Here is a 21,777-nt window from a genome sequence, read left to right as displayed (position 1 = left end):
GTCAGCGGCGGATGCCGGTGGCGAACGGCAGGGTGTTGGCGAACGCCCGGTGGTGCTCGCGGTCGCACCACTCGAGCTTCAGGTAGCTCTTGCCGGCCGAGGCGCGGATGGTCCGCTTGTCCCGGGCCAGCGCCTCCGGACTGCGCGAGGACACCGTCAGGTAGCCCACCAGGTTCACCCCGGCCGCGCCGGACGCCAGGTCGTCGCCGCGCTGGTCCACCCGGCCGGTGTGCGCCAGGTCGCGCGGGTCCACCGTGCGGTTCATCTTCGCCGCGCGGCTGGCCTCCGCCTCGTCGTTGGTCTTCTCGGTGAGCATCCGCTCGATCGCCACGTCGGTCGGCTCCAGGTCCATGGTGACCGCGACCGTCCGGATCACGTCCGGGGTGTGCACCAGCAGCGGCGCCAGGAAGTTCACCCCGACCGGGGTCAGCGGCCACTCCTTGATCCACGCGGTGGCGTGGCACCACGGCTCCCGGGTCGCCGACTCCCGGGTCTTCGCCGTCAGGTACTGCGGGTGCGTGGCGTCCAGCTCGGCCGGCCAGGCGTTGCGCCGGCTCATCGCCTGGATGTGGTCGATCGGGTGGTCCGGGTCGTACATCGAGTGGATCAGCGACGCCAGCCGGGCCTGCCCCAGCGGCTGCCGCACCCGGATGTCCGCCTCCGCCAACCGGGCGCAGATGTCCGTCAGTTCACGCGCCATCACGGTCGCCAGACCGTCGTCGCCGCGGTCCCGCTTGCCCTCGTCCCGCCCGTACGCGGTCCGCCCCATCGCGTGCGCCTCGGACGCCAGGTCACGGGTGTACTGCATGCACGCCACCAGGTACGCCCGGTGCTGCTCCGAGGAGGTCGACACCATCGACTGCAGCTCGTCGTAGCTGTCCTGCAGCCAGCGCGGCGCCGCGTGGTCGCCGCGCCGCTCCACGTCCTTGGCGTGCGCGTCCGGGTCGGCCGGCAGGGTGCGGGCCAGGATCTGCAGACGCGTCACGAAACCGTCGCCGTTGGCCACGTGCTTCAGCAGCGTGCCGAACCGGTCGACCAGCGCCTCCTGGTCCTCCGAGTCGCGCAGGCCCACGCCCGGACCCTCGATCTCGATCGCCGCCGTCACCGTACGGCGCTCCAGGTGCATCAGCACCGTGACCTCGTCCGGCCCGAACGGCGCCGTCAGCCAGCGCAGCCGCCCCACCCCCGGCGGCGGGCCGATCTCCACCTCGCGCCCGTCCAGCCGCGTCCCGGCCTCGTGCACGTCCGGCTTCCACACCGCCCGACCACTGCGCACCGTACGCCGGTACGTCCGGTTGATCTCCACCCACTTGTAGAACGTCCGCCGCCGGTACGGCACGTACACCGCCATGATCGCCAGCAGCGGGAAGCCCACCAGGCCGGCCAGCCGCAGCGTCAGGAACGGCACCCCGAGACCCCACAGCATGCCCAGGCCCGCGCCGGCGATGATCAGCACGATCTCGCCGGTCTCCCGGTTGCGCCCGATCGGCGCGTTCGGACGCGCCTTGCCGATCAGGTAACTGCGACGCGGCTGGGCATAAGGCTGGGCGTACTGGGCGCCGTACTGGCCGAACTGTTCGCTGCTCATCTGCCCGTCACCCTCCCTTCGGGTTGTTGACCGGGGCCTGGGACTGCGCGGGCGGACCGGCCTGCCGGCCGGGACCGGCGGGCCGGGACGCGTGCGCGGCGATGCCCGGGGCCACCCCGCCACCGCCACCCGCGCCCGGGGAGCCGCCCCCGCCCTGCGCGTCGCCACGCGAACCGTGCGTCGAAATACCCTGCTTCACGAAGTTCGCCGGGCCGTTGATCATCGCACTGCCCGCCTGCACCGCACTCGCCCGGGCCTGCCGCATCGACAGCAGCTCGTCGCCGAAGCCCGGCACGAACCGGTACACCGCGGCGCTCGCGAAGATCGACAGGAACAGGATCGCCAGCCCGCTCAGCACCCGCGCGAAGTCGTCGTCCGCGCCCGCACCGGTCGCCACCGCACCCGCCAGGCCCAGGATGATCACGATGATCGGCTTCGCCAGATCTATCGCCAGCATCATCGCCGCCCATCGGCGCACGTGCTTCCACAGCTGCTTGTCCACCAGCCCCGCGTACACCGCCGTCCCCAGCAGCGCGCCCACGTACAGCATCGCCGCCCGGATCACCAGCTCGATCCACAGCACCGCGGCGGCCAGCACCGCCACCAGCGACACGATGATCAGAATCAGCGGGCCACCGCCCATGCTGCCCTTGTCCAGGGTGTCCGCGAACCCGCCCAGGTACGTGCCCGTGTCGGACTTCGTCCCCGCCGCGATCGCATCCGTCAGCCCGTCGGTGACCGTCACCACCGTGTACAGGATCAGCGGCGTGAACGCCGAAGCGATCACCGTCAGCCACAGGAACCCGACCGCCTCGCCGAACGCCTGCCCCAGCGCCGCACCGCGCACCGCCCGCTTCGTCACCGCCAGCAGCCACAGCACCAGCGTGACCACCGTCGACACCGCGAACACCACCGCGTACTGCTGCAGGAACGCCGCGTTGGTGAAATCGACCTTCGTCGTCCCGTCGATCGCCCCCGCCAACTGCCGCACCACCCAGGCCGCCGCCTGCGCACAACCCTTGGCCAACGACCCCAACGGATCCGTCACCGAGGAGACCGTGTCCCCGCCGACCACCGGCACCCCAGGGGGAAGGCACTGGCTCCCGGCCCCGGGCAGCGGCACGTTCTGGGCGGCACACGTGGAGGACGGGGAGGGCGAAGGATCGGCAGCGACCCGCTGCGCGACCACCAGCGCGGTGAGTTGAAGGCTGCTCAGCGCGGCGCCGAGCACCCCGGCCCGGCCCAGGAAGCGCAGTCTGGACGCGTCAGCGGGCATAGCGGAACCCTCCGAACTGCTGGACGGCATCGGCGATCTCTTTCGCGGTGGCCGCCTGCTGGTCGCCCGGCAGGGGGGCGGGGCCCGCGGCGCGGGAGTAGTCGGTGAGCTTCCAGTCGCTGCCGGTCCAGCGCATGGTGACGGTCAGGGTGTACCAGTCCTGGCTGACCGGGTTGGTGGAGTCCTCGCCGGCCAGGCCGTAGAGCCCGGTGCACCAGACATCGACCTTGGTGGCGGTGTCGGCGCCGTTGGTGGTGTGGGTGCCGACCGGGACGATCCGGCTGACGAAGGTCTGCCCCTTCGGGGCGCGGCCCTGCGCGTCCAGGCCGAACCGGGTCACCATCTCCGGGGAGAACGCCTGGTCCAGGCGGGTCTGGAGGGTGGGGAGGCTGGTGGGGTCGGCGACGGTGGCGAGGATGGTGTGGCGGGTGTCGGGGCGGAACATGTCGGTGGAGCCGAGCGCGACCGCGTAGTTGGCGGCGGCGGACTGCGCCCCCTGGTCGGTGTGGGGGTAGCCGGTGCCGATGCCGTTGGTGGTGGTGGTGACGGGCTGTTGGCCGGTCGCGGCGGTGCGGTCGGCGGCGGGGGCGGTTCCGCCGCGGGCCTGGTCGCCGGAGGTCGCGGCGGGGGTGCGGCCGGGTAGGGCCTTGTCACGGTTGGCGATGGCGACGGCGATCACCAGCAGGGTGACGATGCCGAGGATGGTGAGGAGGGTGCGCAGGGGGCGGGCCTGGCGGCCGGCCGCGGGGGCGGTCTGTTCGGCGACCGGTAGCCGCGTACGGGTGTGCGGCTGGTCGTCGGACAACGGCACGGGGGCCCTCCTGGTGCGGCGTCACCGCGCGGGGCGCGGCGGCGTGACGGGTGTTCTCGGTGTCGGCGCGCGGAGCGTGGATCTGCGCGAGGTGGACGGGAGTTGTCCGATGGTCAGATCGCCATGCCGTACACAATGGTGAACAGGGTGCCGAGCGAACCGATGATGAACACGCCGGTCAGGCCGGCGATGATCAGCCCCTTGCCCTGTTCGGCGCTGAAGGTGTCACGCATCGCGGTGGCGCCGATCCGCTGCTTGGCGGCGCCCCAGATCGCGATGCCCAGGCAGACCAGGATGGCGACGGCCATCACGACCTGGACCATCACGCGGGCCGAGGAGCCGAGTGAGGCGAACGGGCCCCAGTCGGGGGCGATGCCGCCGATGATGGTGTCGATGCCGGCCTTCTTCGGCGGGTCTTCCGCCAGGTACCCGATCACTGCGCTGTCCACGTTCAGGTTCATCCCATCTCACCGCCCGATCAGGAAAATTCAAGGCCCCGGACCACGGTCGAGCGAAGGGGCAGGTCCTATTCTTGGCCAGATCTGACGCCGACTTGGCTGCTTCTCGCGGATTGCTCGTGGTGGCCGGACGCCTCCGCCAAGATGTCCGGTAGTCCGAGGATACTGCCCTCCCTTGGTATCTGTGATGATTGCACCGGGCAATAACGCAACAGGACATGACTGCTGACGATCCGTCGGGATGGTGCGGGATGGTGCTCCGGAAGGCTCGGCTCGCTGGTGCCGCGACCGCGGTGGTGGCCATCGGGTTCGTCGGGGTGGTGACGCTGGGGACGTACGCGGCCAGCGGGGCGCCGGAGCAGGCCGGTGAACTGACGCTGTCCGGTGGGACGGTGCCCGCGCAGTACCGGGCGCAGATCCAGAAGTGGGGCGCGCTGTGCCCGGAGATCTCGGCGCCGATGCTGGCCGCGCAGCTGTACCAGGAGAGCGGTTTCGACCCGCTGGCGAAGAGCCCGGCGAAGGCGTACGGGATGGCCCAGTTCCTGGAGGGGACGTGGGCGACGTACGGGACGGACGGCAACGGCGACGGCAAGCCGGACATCTGGAACCCGGACGACGCGATCGCCTCCGCCGCCACCTACGACTGCGCGCTGGCCCGGGACGTCGCCAAGGTGCCCGGGGACAAGCAGGCCAACATGCTGGCCGCGTACAACGCCGGGCCGTATGCGGTGATCAAGAACAACGGGGTGCCTCCGTACAAGGAGACCCAGGGGTACGTGAAGAGCATCCAGTCGCTGGCGAAGTCGTTCACCGCGCCGCCGAAGGCGGGGGCGCAGATCGCGCTGTCCAAGGAGGCGGCGGGGGCGATCTATTACGCGCAGAGCAAGCTGGGCATCGACTACATGTGGGGTGGCACCGGGCAGACCTGGGAGGACGGGCGGTTCGACTGCTCGGGTTTGACCCAGGCGGCGTTCAAGAGTGTGGGCATCGAGCTGCCCCGGGTGGCCAACGACCAGTGGTACAGCGGGCCGCACCCGTCGCGGGACCAACTCCGGCCCGGCGACCTGGTGTTCTTCGCCAATGACCTGGAGGACCCGCGGACCATCCACCACGTGGGTCTGTACGTCGGCGGCGGCTACATGATCGACGCCCCGCACACCGGCGCCAAGGTGCGCTACGACAAGATCGACCAGCGGGACTACATCGGGGCGACCCGGGTCACCCCGGACGGTGCGGCCGCGCTGCCCAACCGGAACACGAACGACGGCACCATCACGGCGGGTCAAGGACCGGTAAAGAGCTGACGGGCCGTCCGCTCGGCATGTGCATGCGGGGTGGACGGTGAGTCAAGTTTGCATAACAGCATGTTTCGGACGGAACCCCCGGTGGTCTCGATCGCGTTGACTCAGGAGGCTGCCGGACGTCCGCACCCGGCCGCACTGATCGGGAACCACTGCGGAGATGCGGACAGGGAGGTACGGCGTGGCCACGCTGCTCGCCGATGCGGGAACCGGTTCGGGTGACCCCGACCTCGGCCTGCTCAAGGCAGTCAACGGCCTGGCCGCCGACGCGCCCGGCTGGCTGGACTCACTGGTCGCCTGGACCGCCGAGTACGGCATCCTGCTGGGCCTGGCCGCGATCGGGTTGACCGCCTGGCTGAGTGCCCGCCGTCGCCCCGATGCGCCGGTCGCCGTCGCCGGGGTGCTGTGGGCGCCGATCGCGGTCGCCATCGCCGAGCTCGCCAACCTGCCGATCTCGGCGATCGTCGACCGGCCCCGCCCGTTCGTCGACCACCCCGAGATCGACGTGCTGGTGCCCGGCAAGGAGGACACCCTCTCCTTCGTCAGCGACCACTCCGCGATGTCCATGGGCATCGCCGTCGCGCTGTTCCTGGTCAACCGCAAGCTCGGGGTGGCCGCCGGTGCGCTCGCCCTGTTGCAGGGCTTCTGCCGGATGTACGTGGGCGTGCACTACCCGACGGACGTGATCGGCGGCTACGCGCTGGCCACCGCCGTGGTGCTGCTGCTCGCGCCGATCGCGATGGCCGTGCTGGTGCCGCTCTGTCACGCGCTGTCCCGGACGGCGCTGCGGCCGCTGGTGGCGGCCAAGGCCCCCGCCGCGGCCGGTGGCCGGCGTCGGTCGGCCGGTCAGGGCAGCGGGCGGGCGGCCCGTTCGGGCCGGCGTGCGGAGCGCGACCGGGAGTCCGACCTGGCGGCCTGACCGCCTCACGGAAGCAGCGAGTCAGTCGAGCGGCTCCGGGTCGGCCAGGTGGTCGGCGGCGTCCCGCCGGGCCCGGTCGCGGGAGCGCCGCCCGGGGGCGAACCAGCCGCAGTCGCACTGGGCGAAGCAGAAGGATCCGCGCTCCACCACCTCGGGTCGATGGTCGCTGCACGCTGCCACGCCGGTCGTCTCCGGCTGCCGGTCTGCCACGTCCTTCACGGTAATCCTCCCTGGTCGCACGCCGGTACGTGTTCGGCGAAGGGTCGATCGCCCGTAACCTTCCGGACCCCAATTCGTTTGCCTGGCAGGCGCGCTGTCCATCCGGGGCGGCTGCTGGCCGGGCCTTCCGGGGCCAGGGGGTTGTCGAAGTCGTGAAGAAGCTCTACCGGGCCGCTGCCGCGGCCGCGCTCGCCGGTGTGCTGACCGCCTGCACCGGCGGCGGGCAGAACCAGGACAGCTCCGCCGACCAGCTGTCCGCCGACCCGCTGACCGCGGTCCGCTCCACCGCCGACATCACCGGCCGCACCGGCTCGGCGCACGCGTCCACCGAGCTGAGCACCGAGTCCGCGGAGAAGAAGGCGGTGTTCCACGGCACCGGCGGCTACGACTACGTGAAGCGGCTGGGCCGGCTGGAGATCGACGTCCCGTCGGGGGCCGCCGCCGGCGGGAAGATCGTCGAGGTGGTGCTGCCGGGCACGGTCTACCTGCAGAACAGCGGCGCCAAGATCCCCGAGGGCAAGTGGGTCAAGCTGGACGTCCGCCAGCTCCCGGACGGCAATCTGGTGAGCTCCGGCGCCACCGACCCGGCGTCCGCCGCGGGTGCGCTGCGCGGGGCGCAGAGCGCCGAGCTGGTCGGCTCCGAGACGGTGAACGGCGTGGAGCTGAAGCACTACAAGGGCACCCTGGACCTGGTGAAGGCCGCCGACGCCACCGGCGGCCGCGGTGCGGACGGCCTGCGGATGGCCGGGCAGACCTTCACGGTCAAGGAGGTCCCGTACGAGGTCTGGCTGGACGGCCAGGGCCGGCTGCACAAGGTGGTGGAGAACTTCACCTTCGCCGGGGTGGCCGGCTCCACCGCCGCGAAGGACCAGGTGAAGGTGGTCTCCACGCTGGCGCTGACCGACTTCGGCAAGCCGGTGGAGGCCGCCGAGCCGTCCGCCGCCGACCTCTGGTCGATGTCGGCCTCGCCCTCCCCGAAGTGACCGTCCCACCCGTTTCGGACACCAGAGATGGCCCGTCCGTGCCATGTGGGCCGGCCTCCCGCTGCCTACGCTGGTACGGGGCGGGTAGTCGGCACGGACGGGGCGCGGAAGGGGTGGAGGCCAATGGCAACCGGGGAGAACGGCACCGGCGGCCACGACAGCACCGCGCTGGACGAGATCGACCTGGCCGGTGAGCTGATGATCGCCGCCTCGGCCAGCCGCGCCGAACGGCTGGCCGCCGAGCAGATCGACCAGGTGCTGCTGCGCAGGGACGACGAACAGCCGTCCGGCACGGACGGCTGAGCGGACGTCAGGACGACCGGGCGTCAGGTGCGGAGCAGTCGCGCGATGGCCGCGCTGGCCTCGGAGACCTTGGCGTTCAGCTCCTCGCCGCCGTCCTCCGCCGCCGCGGCGGCCGCCACGCAGTGCGCCAGGTGCACCTCGAGCAGGGACAGCGCGAAGGCCTGCAGCGCCTTGGTCGACGCGGAGACCTGGGTGAGGATGTCGATGCAGTAGACGTCCTCGTCGACCATCCGCTGCAGGCCGCGGATCTGACCTTCGATCCGGCGCAGTCGCTTCAGGTGTGCTTCCTTGTCGCTGCTGTAGCCGTGCGGCCCGGCGCCCTGCGCCGCTCCGTGGCACGCCGGTGCGGTGTCGGTGCTGGGGGTGTCGATGGTGGTCATCCCGGTCCGCCCTCTTGGTTTCGGTACTCGGCCCTCCCCCAGCCTTCGGCCGGGAGGTGCCCCCAGTGTCCAACATCCGGCGCCGGTCTGGTGTTCCGCCGTCCGGGCGTCAGGGCACAGATCCCCCTGCAGAGCGGGAGCAAACCGGCGTGTCGTGGGACACACTTAGGGCGCGCGTCGGCGGCCCCGTGTCCGGACACGGCGGACGTGCGCCTAGCATCGTCAAGTACCGACCCCGCACATCGGAGATTTCCGTGCGTTTTAGCCTGACCCCGAAGGAGACGAGCTTCTACGACATGTTCGCCGCCGCGGCGGAGAACCTTGTCGTCGGATCCAAGCTCCTGCTGGAACTACTGGGCTCGGACGTGTCCGCCCGCGCGGAGATCGTCGAGCGCATGCGCGCCGCCGAGCACGCCGGGGACGACACCACCCATGCGATCTTCCACCAGCTGAACTCCTCCTTCATCACCCCGTTCGACCGGGAGGACATCTACGCGCTGGCGTCCTCGCTGGACGACATCATGGACTTCATGGAGGAGGCCGTCGACCTTGTCGTCCTGTACGACATCGAGACCCTCCCGAACGGCATCGAGCAGCAGATCGAGGTGCTGGCCCGGGCCGCCGAGCTGACCGCCGAGGCGATGCCCAACCTGCGCTCGATGGCCAACCTCACCGAGTACTGGATCGAGATCAACCGGCTGGAGAACCAGGCGGACCAGATCCACCGCAAGCTGCTGGCCCACCTGTTCTCCGGCCAGTACGACGCGATCGAGGTGCTGAAGCTCAAGCAGGTCGTGGACGTCCTCGAAGAGGCCGCCGACGCGTTCGAGCACGTGGCCAACACGGTGGAGACCATCGCCGTCAAGGAGTCCTGAGCTCCGTGGACATGGCAGCACTGATCGTCGTCGTCGGCGTGGCGTTCTTCTTCACGTACACGAACGGCTTCCACGACTCCGCGAACGCGATCGCCACCTCGGTCTCCACCCGGGCGCTGACCCCCCGGGCGGCGCTGGCGATGGCCGCGGTGATGAACCTGGCGGGCGCCTTCCTCGGCAGCGGGGTGGCGAAGACCGTCTCCGAGGGGATCATCGAGACCCCGACCGGCTCCAAGGGCATGGCGATCCTGTTCGCCGCGCTGGTCGGCGCCATCGCCTGGAACCTGGTGACCTGGTACTTCGGCCTACCGTCCTCCTCCTCGCACGCGCTGTTCGGCGGCATGGTGGGCGCGGCGCTGGCGGGCGGTACCGAGGTGATCTGGCACGGCGTGGTCGAGAAGATCATCCTTCCGATGGTCATCTCGCCGGTGGTCGGCCTGATCGGCGGCTTCCTGGTGATGCTGGCGATCCTGTGGATCTTCAAGAAGGCCAACCCGCACAAGGCCAAGCGCAACTTCCGGGTGGCGCAGACCGCCTCGGCGGCCGCGATGGCGCTGGCGCACGGCCTGCAGGACGCCCAGAAGACCATGGGCATCGTGGTGATGGCACTGACCATCTCCGGCCACCACTCCGGCACCGGCATCCCGATCTGGGTGAAGATCTCCTGCGCCATGATGCTCTCGCTGGGCACCTACGCGGGCGGCTGGCGGATCATGCGCACCCTCGGCCGGAAGATCATCGAGCTGGACCCGCCGCAGGGCTTCGCCGCCGAGGCGACCGCCTCCGCGGTCATGTACGTCACCTCGTTCGTCTACGCGGCACCGATCTCCACCACCCACGTGATCACCTCGGCGATCATGGGTGTGGGCGCCACCAAGCGGGTCCGGGCGGTCCGCTGGGGCGTGGCGAAGAACATCGTGATGGGCTGGTTCATCACCATGCCGGCGGCGGCGCTCGTGGCCGCCGCGATGTTCGGCCTCACCAACCTGCTGGTCCTCTGACCGCGTCAGAGTAAGCGACAGAGCGGAAGGGCCCGCCCCCACAGCACGGGGGCGGGCCCTTCGTCGGCTCCGCGGCGGCACCGCCATGCAGCACCGTGGAGCAGCTGGTGTGCTCCGCCACCGGAAGGCGGCGGGGCCGGTCAGCCGAAGCGGCCGGAGATGTAGTCCTCGGTGGCCTGCACCGACGGGTTGGAGAAGATCCGCTGGGTGTCGTCCAGTTCGATCAGCTTGCCGGGCTGGCCGACGCCCGCCAGGTTGAAGAACGCGGTGCGGTCGGAGACGCGGGCCGCCTGCTGCATGTTGTGGGTCACGATCACGATGGTGAACTGCGACTTCAGCTCGCCGATCAGGTCCTCGATGGCGAGGGTGGAGATCGGGTCGAGGGCCGAGCAGGGCTCGTCCATCAGCAGCACCTCGGGCTCGACCGCGATCGCCCGGGCGATGCACAGGCGCTGCTGCTGGCCGCCGGACAGTCCCGCGCCGGGCTTGTTCAGGCGGTCCTTGACCTCCTTCCAGAGGTTGGCGCCCTGCAGGGACTTCTCCACCACGCCGTCCAGGACGGACTTCTTCTTCACGCCCGCCAGCCGCAGGCCGGCCACCACGTTGTCGTAGATCGACATGGTGGGGAACGGGTTGGGACGCTGGAACACCATGCCGACCGAGCGGCGGACGGCGACCGGGTCGACGTTCGAGCCGTACAGGTTCTCGTCGTCGAGCATCACCTTGCCCTCGACCCGGGCGCCGGGGATCACCTCGTGCATCCGGTTGAGGGTGCGCAGGAAGGTGGACTTGCCGCAGCCGGAGGGGCCGATGAACGCGGTCACCGAGCGGGGCTCGATGGTCATCGAGATGTCCTCGATGGCGCGGGTGGAGCCGTAGTAGGCGGACAGTCCGCTGACGTCGATGCGCTTGGCCATGATCTTTCGTCTTCTCTCGTCTGTTCGTACGTCAGTCGGGGTCAGCGTCCGCCCTTGGGCGCGCGCCAGCGGGCGATGCCCCGTGCGATGAGGTTGAGCCCCATCACGAAGGCGATCAGCACCAGCGCCGCGCCCCAGGCGCGCGAGTAGCCGTAGTCGTTGTTGACCTGCGAGTACTGCTGCCAGATGTAGAGCGGCAGGGACTGCTGAGGTCCGTTGAACGGGTCGCTGTTGATGAAGTCGGCGCCGAACACCAGCATCATCACGGGGGCGGTCTCACCGGTGATGCGGGCGACCGCCAGCATCACACCGGTGGTGATTCCGCCGATGGCCGTCGGGAGGACGATCCGCAGGATGGTCTTCCAGCGCGGCACGCCGAGCGCGTACGAGGCTTCCCGGAGCTCGTTCGGGACGAGCTTGAGCATCTCCTCGGTCGAGCGGACCACGACCGGCATCATCAGGATCGCCAGCGCGAGGCTGCCGGAGAAGCCCGAGTACTGGAAGCCGAGGAGGATGTTCCAGAGCGAGAGGATGAACAGACCGGCGACGACCGACGGGATGCCCGTCATCACGTCGACGAAGAAGGTGACCGCCTTGGCGAGCCGGCCGCGGCCGTACTCCACCAGGTAGACGGCGGTGAGCAGACCGATCGGCGCGGCGATCAGGGTGGCCAGCAGGACCTGCTCGACGGTGCCGATGATGGCGTGGTAGATGCCGCCGTCCGGGCTGAGGGTGGCGACGACGCCCTTCATCGAGTGGCTGAGGAACTCGGGGCTGATCGCCCCGATGCCCTGCTGCACGGTGTAGAAGGTCAGCGCGACCAGCGGCACCACGGCGCAGATGAAGGCGACCCACACCAGCGAGGTGGCGAAGCGGTCCTTGGCCTGCCGGCGGCCCTCCACCGAGGCGGAGACGGCGTAGCTGGCGACCAGGAAGAGCAGGGCGGAGATCAGGCCCCACTGCAGGTGGCTCTTGAGGCCGGCGACGGCGCCGAGGCCGCAGCCGACGGCGATCGAGGCCGCGGCGATGCCGGCCGGTGCCCAGCGGGGCAGCCGGGCCGCGGTCAGCCGGTGGCTGAGCTGCGGAACGGTGGCGTCGGTGACGGTCGAGACGGTACTCACGCGGCGGCCCCCGAGTACTCCTTGCGGCGGGCGATGATGACGCGGGCGGCACCGTTCACCAGCAGCGTGATCACGAACAGGACGAGGCCGGAGGCCATCAGGGCGTCCCGGCCGAGCGGCTGGGCCTCGTTGAACTTCAGCGCGATGTTCTCCGCGAAGGTGCCGCCGCCCGGGTCGAGCAGGTGCAGCGACAGCTTGCTGTTGGTGGACAGCACGGTGGCGACCGCGATGGTCTCGCCGAGCGCGCGGCCCAGGCCGAGCATGGACGCGGAGATGATGCCGGGGCGGCCGAACGGCAGCACCGCGGTGCGGACCATCTCCCAGCGGGTCGCGCCGAGCGCGAGCGCAGCCTCCTCGTGCATCCGCGGGACCTGCCGGAACACCTCGCGGGTGACCGCGGTGATGATCGGCAGCACCATGATCGCCAGCAGGATGCCGACGGTGAACAGGTTGCGTGGCAGGACGCCGGCGCTGGACTGGTCGAAGATGTACGTCCAGCCGAGGTACTGGTCCATCCAGCTGGTCAGACCGTCCATGTGCGGGACCAGGAACAGCACGCCCCACAGGCCGTAGACGATCGACGGGACGGCGGCCAGCAGGTCCACCAGGTAGGCGAACGGCTGGGCGATCCGGCGCGGCGCGTAGTGCGAGATGAACAGCGCGATGCCGACCGCGATCGGGACCGCGATCAGCATCGCGATGAGCGCGCTGACCAGGGTGCCGAAGGCGAGCACGGCGATGCCGAACACCGGCGTCGCGGCGTCCGGCGTCCACTCGAAGGTGGTGAGGAAGTTGCCCTCGTTCTTGCCCAGGGCGAGGGCCGAGCGGTAGGCCAGGAAGCCTGCGATGGCGGCCATGATGACCAGCAGCAGGATGCCCGCACCGCGGGAGAGGTTGAAGAACACGGCGTCACCGCGGCGGCTGTCGCGGCGTCGTGGGGTCCGTCCCCGCGCGTCGGCGGGGGAGGAAGAAGTCATGATCGTTTACTCCGGTCTGGCGGCGCTGCCCCGCGGAGGGCGGCACCTTGGCGGCGGTGCCCCGGACGTTCTGATGGTGGGTGGTGCTGGTGTTACAGGTGGTGCGCGTGGCGCACGGCCGGCCGGGCAGCCCCTCCCCCTCCTTCGGGGGCCGCCCGGCCGGTCGTCGCTCAGCCTCAGGCGAGGGCGTCGATCTGGGTCTTGACCTTGCCGGCCAGCTCCTTCGGCAGCGGCACGTAGCCGACCGCACCGATGGCCTGCTGGCCCTCGTCGCTGACGGTGTAGTTCAGGAAGGACTTCAGGGCCGGCAGGGTGTCGGCCTTGTTGCCCTTGTCGCAGACGATCTCGTAGGTGACCAGGGTCAGCGGGTAGGCACCCTCGGCCTTGGTCGCGTAGTCGATGTCCAGCGCCATGTCCGCACCGGTGCCGGTGATCTTGGCGTTGGCCAGCGTGGTGGCGGCGTTGGCGGCGTTGGCCTCGACCGGCTTGGAGGCGCCGGTGGCGATGGACGCGCTGTTCAGCTTGTTGGTCTGGGCGTAGGACAGCTCGACGTAGGAGATCGAGTTCTTGGCCTGCTTGACCTGGGCCACCACGCCGGCGGAGCCGTTCGCGGACTGGCCGCCCTGGCCGGCCCAGCTCTTGGCGGCCGGGTACTTCCAGGCGCCGTTGCCGGCCTTGGCCAGGTAGGCGGTCAGGTTCTGGGTGGTGCCGGAGTCCTCCGAGCGGTGGATCGCCTGGATGTCGGCGGCCGGGAGGTTGACGCCCGGGTTCAGGGCGGCGATCTCCGGGGCGTTCCACTTGGTGATCTGCGAGTCGAAGATCTTCGCCAGGGTCGGGGCGTCCAGGGTCAGCTTGTCGACACCCTCGACGTTGAAGACGATCGAGATCAGGCCGCCGACCATCGGCAGGTCGATGCCCTGGCCGCCGGTGCAGACCTGCTTCGAGGCGTCGATCTCGGCCGCCTTGAGGGCACCGTCGGAGCCCGCGAAAGCGATCTTGCCCTGGTTGAACTGGGTGACACCCGCGCCGGAGCCGCCGCCGCTGTAGGTCAGGCTGGTGCTGGAGCAGGCGGCGCCGTAGGCGGCCTTCCAGACCTCGATCGCCGGGGTCTGCGCGGTCGAACCGGCCGCCAGCAGCTGGCCGCCCTTGTCGGAGCAGGCGATCTTGGCGGCCGGGGCCCCGCCGGCGGACGAGCCGTTCGCGCTGGGCTTGGAGTTGTCGTCCGTGCCGCAGGCCGACAGCGACAGCGTGGAGACGAGCGCGACGGCACCGATGGCGAGGGCCTTGGAGCGGCCGTTCCGCAGGTTCACAGGGTGTCCCTTTCTGAGGCAATACCGGTCCACGGGTGACCGGATTTGCTGTGGTCCGGGGCCCTTCCGGCCCTCCGGTAACCCCGAAGTTAGGCAGGACAGGTGACGCGTCAGCCCGTCACAAATGAACGGGGAGTGAACCTCGGACGGATGTCAGGAAACCTTGGCCAGTAGTAACGGTTGCGTCACAGGTCGGGCGCGGGCAGATCACCCGTCCCGGCCGTACGGAACAGGCCGGGGCGCTCAGCCGAGCAACAGCTCCAGCAGCGCGTCGATCAGCACCCGGTCGCGGGGGTGGGTCAGCCGTTCCTTGGCCCGCCGCGGCGGCAGCCACTCCAGCCGGTCCACCTCCCGGTTGGGCCGGAACGCCCCGCCGGTCGGCACCGCGGCCCAGTACCGGACCTCCTTCGGGCGGCCCTGCACCAGGTAGTGCTGGGTGGGCAGCTCCAGGCCCAGCACGCAGCGCATCCCGGTCTCCTCCCACACCTCGCGCAGCGCCGCCGTCCGCCAGCCCTCGCCGGGGTCGAGCTTCCCCTTCGGCAGGCTCCAGTCGTCGTACTTGGGCCGGTGCACCAGCGCCACCCGCGGCTTCTTGCGGCTGCCGTCCTTGCGCAGCGGCCCGGGCACCCACAGCACCGCGCCCGCCGCCAGCACCGTCGACCGCGCACCGGCCGCCGGGCGGCGGTCGGTGCGGGCACCGCCCGCCCGGGGGTGGGCGCGGTCGGACGGGGACGGGTGATCTGGGAGCTGCGGCACGCGGTCCATCCGGGTCGGGGATCCAGGGTTCAGTCCGACGCCACCGCTGCCGGGCCGGCCAGCCCGGGCGCCAACGCCGGCCACTGGCGCCCGAAAGCGTACCGGGCGGCCTCCACGTCCAGCCGCTGATCGGCGTGCACCACACCCAGCACGTATGCCGTCGCCGGGGTGATCCGCGGCGTGCGGGCGGCCGCGGCGACCGTGGCCGCCGCGTCCGAGGCGTCCTGGTGGTGGCCCAGCACCCGGTCCAGCTCAAGCAGTTCGCCGTCCGGCGCGCTGCACACCTCCAGCGCGTACCGGGCCCGCTTCACCAGGATCCGGGCCCGCAGCCACGGCGCGTCGTCCGCCGCCAGCGCCACGTCCGCGGTGTCTCCGGCGCCGCGCGGTACCGGCACCGTGTCCGCCGGGGCCGCACCGAGCCGGTGCAGGCCCGCACCGGCGTACGCCTGCGCGGAACGCTGCCAGGGCAGCCGCTCGGCCGCCGCCACCAGCGCCGCCAGCGCCGCCGCCGTCCGCGGCAGCAGCGCCACCGCCGGCTCGGCGGCGGCCTCCGGCGCCAGCGGCAGTTCGCCGGCCAGCAGCGTCATCCGGTCGGCCAGCGCGTGCAGCCGGGCCGAGCGCAGCTCCTGCAGCAGCGCGGTGTGCGAACGGGTCCGGGCCAGCGTCAGCTGGCGTTCCAGCAGCGCCCGGGCTTTCGGCGCGCCCGGGTGGCCGGCCAGCATGCCGGCCCCGTCAGGGGCGGTGTCGGCCAGCGAGTCGACGGCGCCGAGCAGCCGGTCGGAGCGGCGCCGGTAGCCGGGTTCCTGGGTGAGCAGGTCGATCAGCCAGCGCAGTTCGGTCCGTGACTCCTGCGCCCACACCGGGTCGAAGGCAGGCCCGAAGGTGTGCAGTGCCCCGCCGATCCGGCGCACCGCGCGCAGCAGGTCGTCCGCGGCCTGTGCCGACGCCGGGAGCGCACCCGGTCTGGAGCCCGCCTCGCCGACCGCCTGCGGCAGGGCGCGCAGGAACACGCCCGCCTGTGCGGTCAGGTAGCCGGCAAGGACCTCCCCGGCGGTCGCGGCGCGCGCCACCGGGGCCGTCGTCGGCGCATCGGTCATGGCTGTGGCTCTCCCCGATTCCGTCCCCGGGCCTGCCCCGGGGCTGCATGCCGCCCGCGCCGGGAGGGCTCCCGGCGCGGGCGGGGTGCCGCTCAGCGTGCGGCGGCGGAGCCGCGGTTGCGGCGGCGTGAGTCGATCAGCAGGTCCTGGACGTGCCGCAGTGGGCGGCCCTCGGCGTCCTGCGCGTGGCGGATCCAGCTGCCGTCCTGGCCGAGGTGCCAGGAGTCGGTCTCGTCGGAGACGCCGAGGTCCAGCAGCCCGTTCAGTTCGGCCCGGTGGGCCGGGTCGGTGACCCGGACCAGTGCCTCGATCCGGCGGTCGAGGTTGCGGTGCATCATGTCGGCGCTGCCGATCCACACCTCGGGGTCGCCGCCGTTGCCGAACACGAACACCCGGGAGTGCTCCAGGAACCGGCCGAGGATGGACCGCACCCGGACGTTCTCGCTCAGCCCGGGCACGCCCGGCCGGATCGCGCAGATGCCGCGCACCCACACGTCCACCGGCACGCCGGCCTGCGAGGCCCGGTACAGGGCGTCGATGACCACCTCGTCGACGATCGAGTTGACCTTCATCTTGACGGAGGCGGGCCGGCCGGCCCGGTGGTGCGCGATCTCGCCGTTGATCCTGGCGACCAGGCCGTCGCGGAGCCCGCGCGGCGCGGTCAGCAGCCGCCGGTACGACTCGCGGCGCGAGTAGCCGGACAGCCGGTTGAACAGGTCGGAGAGGTCCGCGCCGACCTGCGGGTCGGAGGTCAGCAGCCCGAGGTCCTCGTACAGCCGGGCGGTCTTCGGGTGGTAGTTGCCGGTGCCGACGTGCGAGTACCGGCGGAGCGTCTCGCCCTCCTGGCGGACCACCAGCGACAGCTTGCAGTGCGTCTTCAGCCCGATCAGGCCGTACACCACGTGGCAGCCGGCCTCTTCCAGCTTGCGGGCCCACTTGATGTTGGCCTGCTCGTCGAAGCGCGCCTTGATCTCCACCAGGACCAGCACCTGCTTGCCGGACTCCGCGGCGTCTATCAGCGCGTCCACGATCGGCGAGTCGCCGGAGGTGCGGTACAGCGTCTGCTTGATCGCCAGCACGTGCGGGTCGGCGGCGGCCTGCTCCAGGAACGCCTGCACGGAGGTGGAGAACGAGTCGTACGGGTGGTGCAGCAGCACGTCGCGCTCGCGCATCGCGGCGAAGATGTCCGGCTGCGAGGCCGACTCGACGTCGATCAGGCCGCGCGCGGTGCCCGCCACGAACTTCGGGTACCGCAGCTCCGGGCGGTCCAGGTCGGCGATGCCGAACAGGCCGGTCAGGTCGAGCGGGCCGGGCAGCGGGAAGACCTCCGCCTCGGTGATGTTCAGCTCCCGCACCAGCAGGTCCAGGATGTACGGGTCGATGGACTCCTCGACCTCCAGGCGCACCGGCGGCCCGAAGCGGCGCCGCATCAGCTCCTTCTCCAGCGCCTTCAGGATGTTCTCGGTGTCGTCCTCCTCCACCTCCAGGTCCTCGTTGCGGGTGACCCGGAACGCGTGGTGGGCGAGCACCTCCATCCCCGGGAACAGCTCCTCCAGGTGCGCGCCCATCACGTCCTCGAGCGGCACGTACCGCTGCGGCGAGGCCTCCAGGAAGCGCGACAGCAGCTGCGGCACCTTCACCCGGGCGAAGTGCTTGTGGCCCGTCACCGGGTTGCGCACCACCACCGCCAGGTTCAGCGACAGCCCCGATATGTACGGGAACGGGTGCGCCGGATCCACCGCCAGCGGCGTCAGGACCGGGAAGATCTGCTGCCGGAACAGCGTGTGCAGGCGGGACTGCTCGGTCTCCGCCAGGTCCGGCCAGCGCACCAGCTCGATGCCCTCGGCCGCGAGGTCCGGCAGCACCTCCTGCTGGAACGTCGCCGCGTGGCGGGCCATCAGTTCGCGGGAGCGGCGCCAGATCTGGTCCAGCACCTCGCGCGGCTGCAGCCCCGACGCCGACCGCTGGGCGACCCCGGTGGCGATCCGGCGCTTCAGGCCGGCCACCCGCACCATGAAGAACTCGTCCAGGTTGGACGCGAAGATCGCCAGGAACTTGGTCCGCTCCAGCAGCGGGATGTTCGGGTCCTCGGCGAGCTCCAGCACCCGCTCGTTGAACGCCAGCCAGCTGCGCTCACGGTCCAGGAACCGGCCCTGCGGCAGCTCCGCCTCCTCGGCGCCGCGCCCGTCCGCGCTGCTCGCGACGGCTGTGCTGCCCGTGCTGCCCACGCCGCCCACGCCGCCCGCGCTGCCCGCCAGGAAGGCCGCCGGCAGTGCGGTGGTCGCCCGGAGCGGCTCGGCCGGCGCCGGCGGCTCGGCCTTGGCGCGCGCCGCGGCCCGGGGCTTCGACGGCTTCACCGGACCACCGGCCGGGTCCTTGGCCGCGGACCTGCCGCCGGACCTGGGCCCGGCCTTCGCGGGCCCGGCCTTAGCGCCGGACCGGGCGGTCGGCTTCTGCTCGGTGCTGGACTCGGCCGCTGCCGAATCGGAGACGGGGCGCGGGATGCTCATCTGTTCCAGCTCCTCCTGCAGGACACGGTCCCGGCGGGACGAAGGACACGCCTCCGCTCGCTGCTCGTCCTCGTCGACCCACGGCCACCCACCCGGCGCAGCCGGAACCGGCCCGGCCGGACGGCGGGTGGAGCGGTGACGCGGACGGGGCAATACGGACGACATTCTGTGATCTTCGCGGCGCCAATTGAATCCACGGTAAACACCGCATGGCCGGGAGGAAAGCTGAGTCCGTCACCCCTGTGGCAGTTACCGGACGGCTCCGTCCGCCCGGTACCCGCCCCGAGCCCGACCGGCTCAGCGGCCTGCGGACGGCTCCCAGCGGTACATCAGGTCCACCTCGTGGACGGCGAAGCCCAGCCGCTCGTACACCCGGACGGCCGCAGCGTTGTCCGCGTCCACGTACAGCATCACGGTCGGCACCCCGCGCTCCAGGATCAGGTGCCGCAGGCCGGCCGCGGTCAGCGCCTTGCCCAGGCCGCCGCCCTGCTCCGCCGGGTCCACGCCCACCACGTACACCTCGCCCAGGCCGTCCGGCTGGATCTTCGTCCAGTGGTAGCCGACCAGCCGGCCGTCGCGCTCCGCCAGGAAGAAGCCCTTCGGGTCGAACCACGGCTCGGCCATCCGCTCGGCCAGGTCCTGTTCCGTCCACGAGCCCTGCTCGGGGTGGTGGGCGAACGCCAGCGCGTTCAGCGCCAGCCAGGCCTGCTCGTCGCGGCCCGGCTCGAACGTCCGCAGCTCGACGCCGGCCGGCAGCGGCACCGGCTCCGGGGCCTCGGAGGTGCGCCGCATCTGCCGCAACTCCCGCACCAGCACCGCCCCGTGGGCCTCGGCCAGGTGCCGGGCCGAGGGCAGGCCGCCGTGCGCCCAGAAGTTCAGCTCGCCGTCCGCCCCGTTCAGCACCGCGTCCACCAGCGATCCGCCCAGGCCCCGGCCGCGGTCGGCCGGGGCCACCGTCAGCTCGACCGTCCCCGGACGCTCGCCCTCGAGCTGGGCGTACCCCGTGACCCGGTCGTCCGCCAGCTGCACCAGGTGCCGCACGCCCGGGCGGGGGCTGTCGGGGCGAATGCGCAGTCGGCCCGCCTCCGAGACCGCCTCCCGGCCGTCCGTCCGGGCCGCCTCCGCCAGCAACTCCCGTACCGCCTCGGCCTGTTCCGCCGTCAGCACCTCGACGCGTTCGACCCGGCCGCCGCCTGACGTGTTCTCAGCAGTCTGCATACTGCCGAGCGTACGTCCTCCGGCCCGCTTTCAGGAGGCGATACTGCCTGCGCCCACAACGGGCCAGGCCGCCATGGCCAGTTCGGCCGTCGCCGCCAGCTCCGCCGTGTCCGCGCCGTCCCGGGAGCGCTGCGACATCCCCTGCAGCACCGCGCCGAAGTACCGTGCCAGCGCGGCCGGTTCCGCGCCGGGCGGGAGCTCGCCGAGCCGTTGCGCGGAGGACAGCCGCTCCTCGAACGCCGCCAGGTTCGCGGCCCGCAGCTCCCGGAGGAACACCGCCACCTCGTCGTCCTGGGCGGCCACGTTGGTGGCCGCGCTGATCACCAGGCAGCCCGCCGGGTGCTCCGGATCCGAGTAGACCCGCGCCGCCTCCCGCAGGATCCGGGCGAACGCCGCCCGGACGGTCGGCTCCTCGGCGAACGCCAGCCCCACGAACTCCCCCGCCGGGGACTGCTGGTACGCCCGCACCACCTCGCGGAACAGCGACTCCTTGTCGCCGAACGCCGCATACAGGCTGCCCGGCTTGATCCCCATCGCCCCGGTCAACTCCCCCACCGAGGTGGCCTGGTAGCCCCGCTCCCAGAACAGCCTGGTCGCCGCCGCCAGCACCGCCGCCCGGTCGAAGGCCGGCGGGCGGCCGCGTCTCGCACCTGCACTCGTCGTCATGCCATCCATTTTAGAGCGATCACTCAAAAAGTGTGCCGGGCCGTGCTACGGTCCTTCTTGAACGGTCACTCAACAAATGAGGGATGGGTCAACCACCATGTCTGCTCGCGCACTTGACGGCAAGATCGCCCTGGTCACCGGCGCCTCCCGCGGCATCGGCCGCGGCATCGCCGAACGCCTCGCCCAGGACGGAGCCACCGTCGCCATCGGCTACGCCCGCGACCACGACGCCGCCACCACCGTCCTGGAGAAGATCCGCGCCAACGGCGGCCGGGCCTTCCTGGTCCACGCACCCCTCGGCAGCCACGGCGACGCCGCCCGCCTCTGGGAAGCCTTCGACCGGGCCGGCCGCGAGTACACCCCCGACGGCGGGCTCGACATCCTGATCAACAACGCCGGTATAGGCCGCAGTTCCGCGCTCCCCGAGCTCACCGAGGACGAGTTCGACGAGGTCTTCGCGGTCAACGTCCGCGCCCCGTTCTTCATCACCCAGCAGGCCCTGCCCCGGCTCCGCGACGGCGGCCGCATCATCAACATCTCCAGCGGCGTCGCCCGTATCGCCATGCCCGAGATCATCGCCTACAACGCCACCAAGGGCGCCCTCGACAACTTCACCCTCAACCTCGCCGCCCAGCTCGGCCCCCGCGGCATCACGGCCAACTCGGTCCGGCCCGGCATCATCGACACCGACGTCAATGCCTTCTGGCTCCGCGACAACCCCGCCGCCCAGGCCCACGCGTCTTCCCTCTCCGCGCTCGGCCGCATCGGCCAGCCCGACGACATCGCCGACATCGTCGCCTTCCTGGCCACCCCCGACTCCCGCTGGATCACCGGCCAGACCATCGACGCGACCGGCGGCTCGCACCTCTGAGGCGTGCCGGCCCGGGCCGGTGGGGCGGTCCGGGCCGGTGGGGCGGTCCGGGCCGGGCGGCGTCGGGAATTCTCTGGAAACGCGAAAAAGCCCCCCGCCAGAAGGCGGGGGGCTTTCCCTGAATGATTGTTCGGCGGCGTCCTACTCTCCCACAGGGTCCCCCCTGCAGTACCATCGGCGCTGTGAGGCTTAGCTTCCGGGTTCGGAATGTAACCGGGCG

The 21,777-nt window shown here is 71.4% G+C and carries 22 protein-coding genes and 1 rRNA gene; 7 read left to right on the top strand and 16 right to left on the bottom strand.

Annotation, left to right across the window (positions count from 1 at the left end; genetic code table 11):
* Position 1: 1 nt before the first annotated feature.
* From ACGFWJ_RS08185 to ACGFWJ_RS08170, 4 genes are all read right to left on the bottom strand, one after another.
* Positions 2-1,588, bottom strand: coding sequence for an SCO6880 family protein (locus tag ACGFWJ_RS08185; protein ID WP_387638765.1), 1,587 nt, complete (start codon positions 1,586-1,588; stop codon positions 2-4).
* 7 nt (positions 1,589-1,595) lie between these two features.
* Positions 1,596-2,864 (bottom strand): hypothetical protein, encoded by a 1,269-nt coding sequence (locus tag ACGFWJ_RS08180; RefSeq protein ID WP_392946548.1) that lies wholly within the window; start codon positions 2,862-2,864, stop codon positions 1,596-1,598.
* Complete coding sequence (locus ACGFWJ_RS08175) at positions 2,854-3,675, bottom strand: hypothetical protein (RefSeq protein WP_392946545.1); 822 nt, start codon at positions 3,673-3,675, stop codon at positions 2,854-2,856. Before ACGFWJ_RS08175 ends, ACGFWJ_RS08180 begins: the two co-directional genes overlap by 11 nt.
* A 113-nt stretch (positions 3,676-3,788) precedes the next feature.
* On the bottom strand, positions 3,789-4,136 hold the full coding sequence (locus ACGFWJ_RS08170) for a hypothetical protein (protein WP_392946543.1): 348 nt from the start codon (positions 4,134-4,136) through the stop codon (positions 3,789-3,791).
* 248 nt (positions 4,137-4,384) lie between these two features.
* On the opposite strand from ACGFWJ_RS08170, the gene ACGFWJ_RS08165 reads away from it, so the two are divergent.
* Positions 4,385-5,437: an NlpC/P60 family protein gene (locus ACGFWJ_RS08165; RefSeq protein ID WP_392946541.1), complete on the top strand. Its 1,053-nt coding sequence runs from the start codon at positions 4,385-4,387 to the stop codon at positions 5,435-5,437.
* Between the two features lie 157 nt (positions 5,438-5,594).
* Positions 5,595-6,353: a phosphatase PAP2 family protein gene (locus tag ACGFWJ_RS08160; protein WP_387638779.1), complete on the top strand. Its 759-nt coding sequence runs from the start codon at positions 5,595-5,597 to the stop codon at positions 6,351-6,353.
* A 21-nt stretch (positions 6,354-6,374) separates the two neighbouring features.
* Here ACGFWJ_RS08160 and ACGFWJ_RS08155 read toward each other — a convergent pair whose 3' ends face one another.
* Entirely contained in the window at positions 6,375-6,572 is a 198-nt protein-coding gene (locus ACGFWJ_RS08155; protein ID WP_392946538.1) for a hypothetical protein, read from the bottom strand.
* Positions 6,573-6,724: 152 nt separating this feature from the next.
* On the opposite strand from ACGFWJ_RS08155, the gene ACGFWJ_RS08150 reads away from it, so the two are divergent.
* Positions 6,725-7,555 carry a hypothetical protein gene (locus ACGFWJ_RS08150; RefSeq protein ID WP_392946535.1) on the top strand — a complete coding sequence of 277 codons (831 nt, stop codon included), beginning with the start codon at positions 6,725-6,727 and terminating at the stop codon, positions 7,553-7,555.
* Positions 7,556-7,678: 123 nt separating this feature from the next.
* Positions 7,679-7,858 carry a hypothetical protein gene (locus ACGFWJ_RS08145; RefSeq protein ID WP_387865882.1) on the top strand — a complete coding sequence of 60 codons (180 nt, stop codon included), beginning with the start codon at positions 7,679-7,681 and terminating at the stop codon, positions 7,856-7,858.
* 23 nt (positions 7,859-7,881) lie between these two features.
* Here the strand turns inward: ACGFWJ_RS08145 and ACGFWJ_RS08140 are convergent, their stop codons facing one another.
* Complete coding sequence (locus ACGFWJ_RS08140; RefSeq protein ID WP_392946532.1) at positions 7,882-8,238, bottom strand: metal-sensitive transcriptional regulator; 357 nt, start codon at positions 8,236-8,238, stop codon at positions 7,882-7,884.
* A gap of 254 nt (positions 8,239-8,492) precedes the next feature.
* On the opposite strand from ACGFWJ_RS08140, the gene ACGFWJ_RS08135 reads away from it, so the two are divergent.
* Positions 8,493-9,113 (top strand): DUF47 domain-containing protein, encoded by a 621-nt coding sequence (locus tag ACGFWJ_RS08135; RefSeq protein ID WP_387638793.1) that lies wholly within the window; start codon positions 8,493-8,495, stop codon positions 9,111-9,113.
* 5 nt (positions 9,114-9,118) lie between these two features.
* Positions 9,119-10,114 (top strand): anion permease, encoded by a 996-nt coding sequence (locus ACGFWJ_RS08130; RefSeq protein ID WP_387638795.1) that lies wholly within the window; start codon positions 9,119-9,121, stop codon positions 10,112-10,114.
* Between the two features lie 140 nt (positions 10,115-10,254).
* Here ACGFWJ_RS08130 and pstB read toward each other — a convergent pair whose 3' ends face one another.
* From pstB to ACGFWJ_RS08085, 9 genes are all read right to left on the bottom strand, one after another.
* Entirely contained in the window at positions 10,255-11,031 is a 777-nt protein-coding gene (gene pstB, locus ACGFWJ_RS08125; RefSeq protein WP_380488732.1) for a phosphate ABC transporter ATP-binding protein PstB, read from the bottom strand.
* Positions 11,032-11,072: 41 nt separating this feature from the next.
* Entirely contained in the window at positions 11,073-12,152 is a 1,080-nt protein-coding gene (gene pstA / locus ACGFWJ_RS08120) for a phosphate ABC transporter permease PstA (RefSeq protein ID WP_387638798.1), read from the bottom strand.
* Complete coding sequence (pstC, locus tag ACGFWJ_RS08115) at positions 12,149-13,129, bottom strand: phosphate ABC transporter permease subunit PstC (RefSeq protein WP_387638801.1); 981 nt, start codon at positions 13,127-13,129, stop codon at positions 12,149-12,151. The genes pstA and pstC overlap by 4 nt, the downstream gene beginning before the upstream one ends.
* Positions 13,130-13,305: 176 nt before the next feature.
* Entirely contained in the window at positions 13,306-14,439 is a 1,134-nt protein-coding gene (gene pstS / locus ACGFWJ_RS08110; protein ID WP_387638804.1) for a phosphate ABC transporter substrate-binding protein PstS, read from the bottom strand.
* A gap of 243 nt (positions 14,440-14,682) precedes the next feature.
* The gene (locus tag ACGFWJ_RS08105) at positions 14,683-15,195 is read right to left on the bottom strand and encodes an NUDIX hydrolase (protein ID WP_392946530.1); all 513 of its coding nucleotides are present in this window, start codon (positions 15,193-15,195) and stop codon (positions 14,683-14,685) included.
* A 29-nt stretch (positions 15,196-15,224) separates the two neighbouring features.
* The gene (locus tag ACGFWJ_RS08100) at positions 15,225-16,292 is read right to left on the bottom strand and encodes a CHAD domain-containing protein (protein ID WP_392946528.1); all 1,068 of its coding nucleotides are present in this window, start codon (positions 16,290-16,292) and stop codon (positions 15,225-15,227) included.
* A 92-nt stretch (positions 16,293-16,384) separates the two neighbouring features.
* Entirely contained in the window at positions 16,385-18,802 is a 2,418-nt protein-coding gene (locus tag ACGFWJ_RS08095) for an RNA degradosome polyphosphate kinase (RefSeq protein WP_392946526.1), read from the bottom strand.
* Between the two features lie 297 nt (positions 18,803-19,099).
* On the bottom strand, positions 19,100-20,020 hold the full coding sequence (mshD, locus tag ACGFWJ_RS08090; RefSeq protein WP_392946524.1) for a mycothiol synthase: 921 nt from the start codon (positions 20,018-20,020) through the stop codon (positions 19,100-19,102).
* Positions 20,021-20,050: 30 nt separating this feature from the next.
* Positions 20,051-20,695, bottom strand: a complete 645-nt coding sequence (locus ACGFWJ_RS08085) for a TetR/AcrR family transcriptional regulator (RefSeq protein WP_392946522.1) — start codon at positions 20,693-20,695, stop codon at positions 20,051-20,053.
* An 88-nt stretch (positions 20,696-20,783) separates the two neighbouring features.
* Here ACGFWJ_RS08085 and ACGFWJ_RS08080 point away from each other — a divergent pair, with 88 nt between their 5' ends.
* On the top strand, positions 20,784-21,557 hold the full coding sequence (locus ACGFWJ_RS08080) for an SDR family oxidoreductase (protein WP_392946519.1): 774 nt from the start codon (positions 20,784-20,786) through the stop codon (positions 21,555-21,557).
* A gap of 128 nt (positions 21,558-21,685) precedes the next feature.
* Here the strand turns inward: ACGFWJ_RS08080 and rrf are convergent.
* Positions 21,686-21,777: ribosomal RNA gene (rrf, locus tag ACGFWJ_RS08075) — 5S ribosomal RNA — on the bottom strand; the annotation flags it as partial.

It is taken from the genome of Kitasatospora sp. NPDC048407 (genome assembly GCF_043200475.1).
GTDB lineage: Bacteria > Actinomycetota > Actinomycetes > Streptomycetales > Streptomycetaceae > Kitasatospora.
The sequence above is the reverse complement of the archived record's forward strand: the minus strand, read 5'-3'. Positions and strand labels throughout refer to the sequence as shown.

Excerpts from the sequence above, each read along its gene's own strand:
- ACGFWJ_RS08145 (WP_387865882.1), top strand. The coding sequence starts at position 7,679 with ATGGCAACCGGGGAGAACGGCACCGGCGGCCACGACAGCACCGCGCTG.
- ACGFWJ_RS08185 (WP_387638765.1), bottom strand. The coding sequence starts at position 1,588 with ATGAGCAGCGAACAGTTCGGCCAGTACGGCGCCCAGTACGCCCAGCCT.
- ACGFWJ_RS08160 (WP_387638779.1), top strand. The coding sequence starts at position 5,595 with ATGCGGACAGGGAGGTACGGCGTGGCCACGCTGCTCGCCGATGCGGGA.
- ACGFWJ_RS08180 (WP_392946548.1), bottom strand. The coding sequence starts at position 2,864 with ATGCCCGCTGACGCGTCCAGACTGCGCTTCCTGGGCCGGGCCGGGGTG.
- mshD (WP_392946524.1), bottom strand. The coding sequence starts at position 20,020 with ATGCAGACTGCTGAGAACACGTCAGGCGGCGGCCGGGTCGAACGCGTC.
- ACGFWJ_RS08095 (WP_392946526.1), bottom strand. The coding sequence starts at position 18,802 with ATGAGCATCCCGCGCCCCGTCTCCGATTCGGCAGCGGCCGAGTCCAGC.
- ACGFWJ_RS08165 (WP_392946541.1), top strand. The coding sequence starts at position 4,385 with ATGGTGCTCCGGAAGGCTCGGCTCGCTGGTGCCGCGACCGCGGTGGTG.
- ACGFWJ_RS08100 (WP_392946528.1), bottom strand. The coding sequence starts at position 16,292 with ATGACCGATGCGCCGACGACGGCCCCGGTGGCGCGCGCCGCGACCGCC.
- ACGFWJ_RS08085 (WP_392946522.1), bottom strand. The coding sequence starts at position 20,695 with ATGGATGGCATGACGACGAGTGCAGGTGCGAGACGCGGCCGCCCGCCG.
- pstC (WP_387638801.1), bottom strand. The coding sequence starts at position 13,129 with ATGACTTCTTCCTCCCCCGCCGACGCGCGGGGACGGACCCCACGACGC.
- pstB (WP_380488732.1), bottom strand. The coding sequence starts at position 11,031 with ATGGCCAAGCGCATCGACGTCAGCGGACTGTCCGCCTACTACGGCTCC.
- ACGFWJ_RS08080 (WP_392946519.1), top strand. The coding sequence starts at position 20,784 with ATGTCTGCTCGCGCACTTGACGGCAAGATCGCCCTGGTCACCGGCGCC.
- ACGFWJ_RS08170 (WP_392946543.1), bottom strand. The coding sequence starts at position 4,136 with ATGAACCTGAACGTGGACAGCGCAGTGATCGGGTACCTGGCGGAAGAC.
- ACGFWJ_RS08140 (WP_392946532.1), bottom strand. The coding sequence starts at position 8,238 with ATGACCACCATCGACACCCCCAGCACCGACACCGCACCGGCGTGCCAC.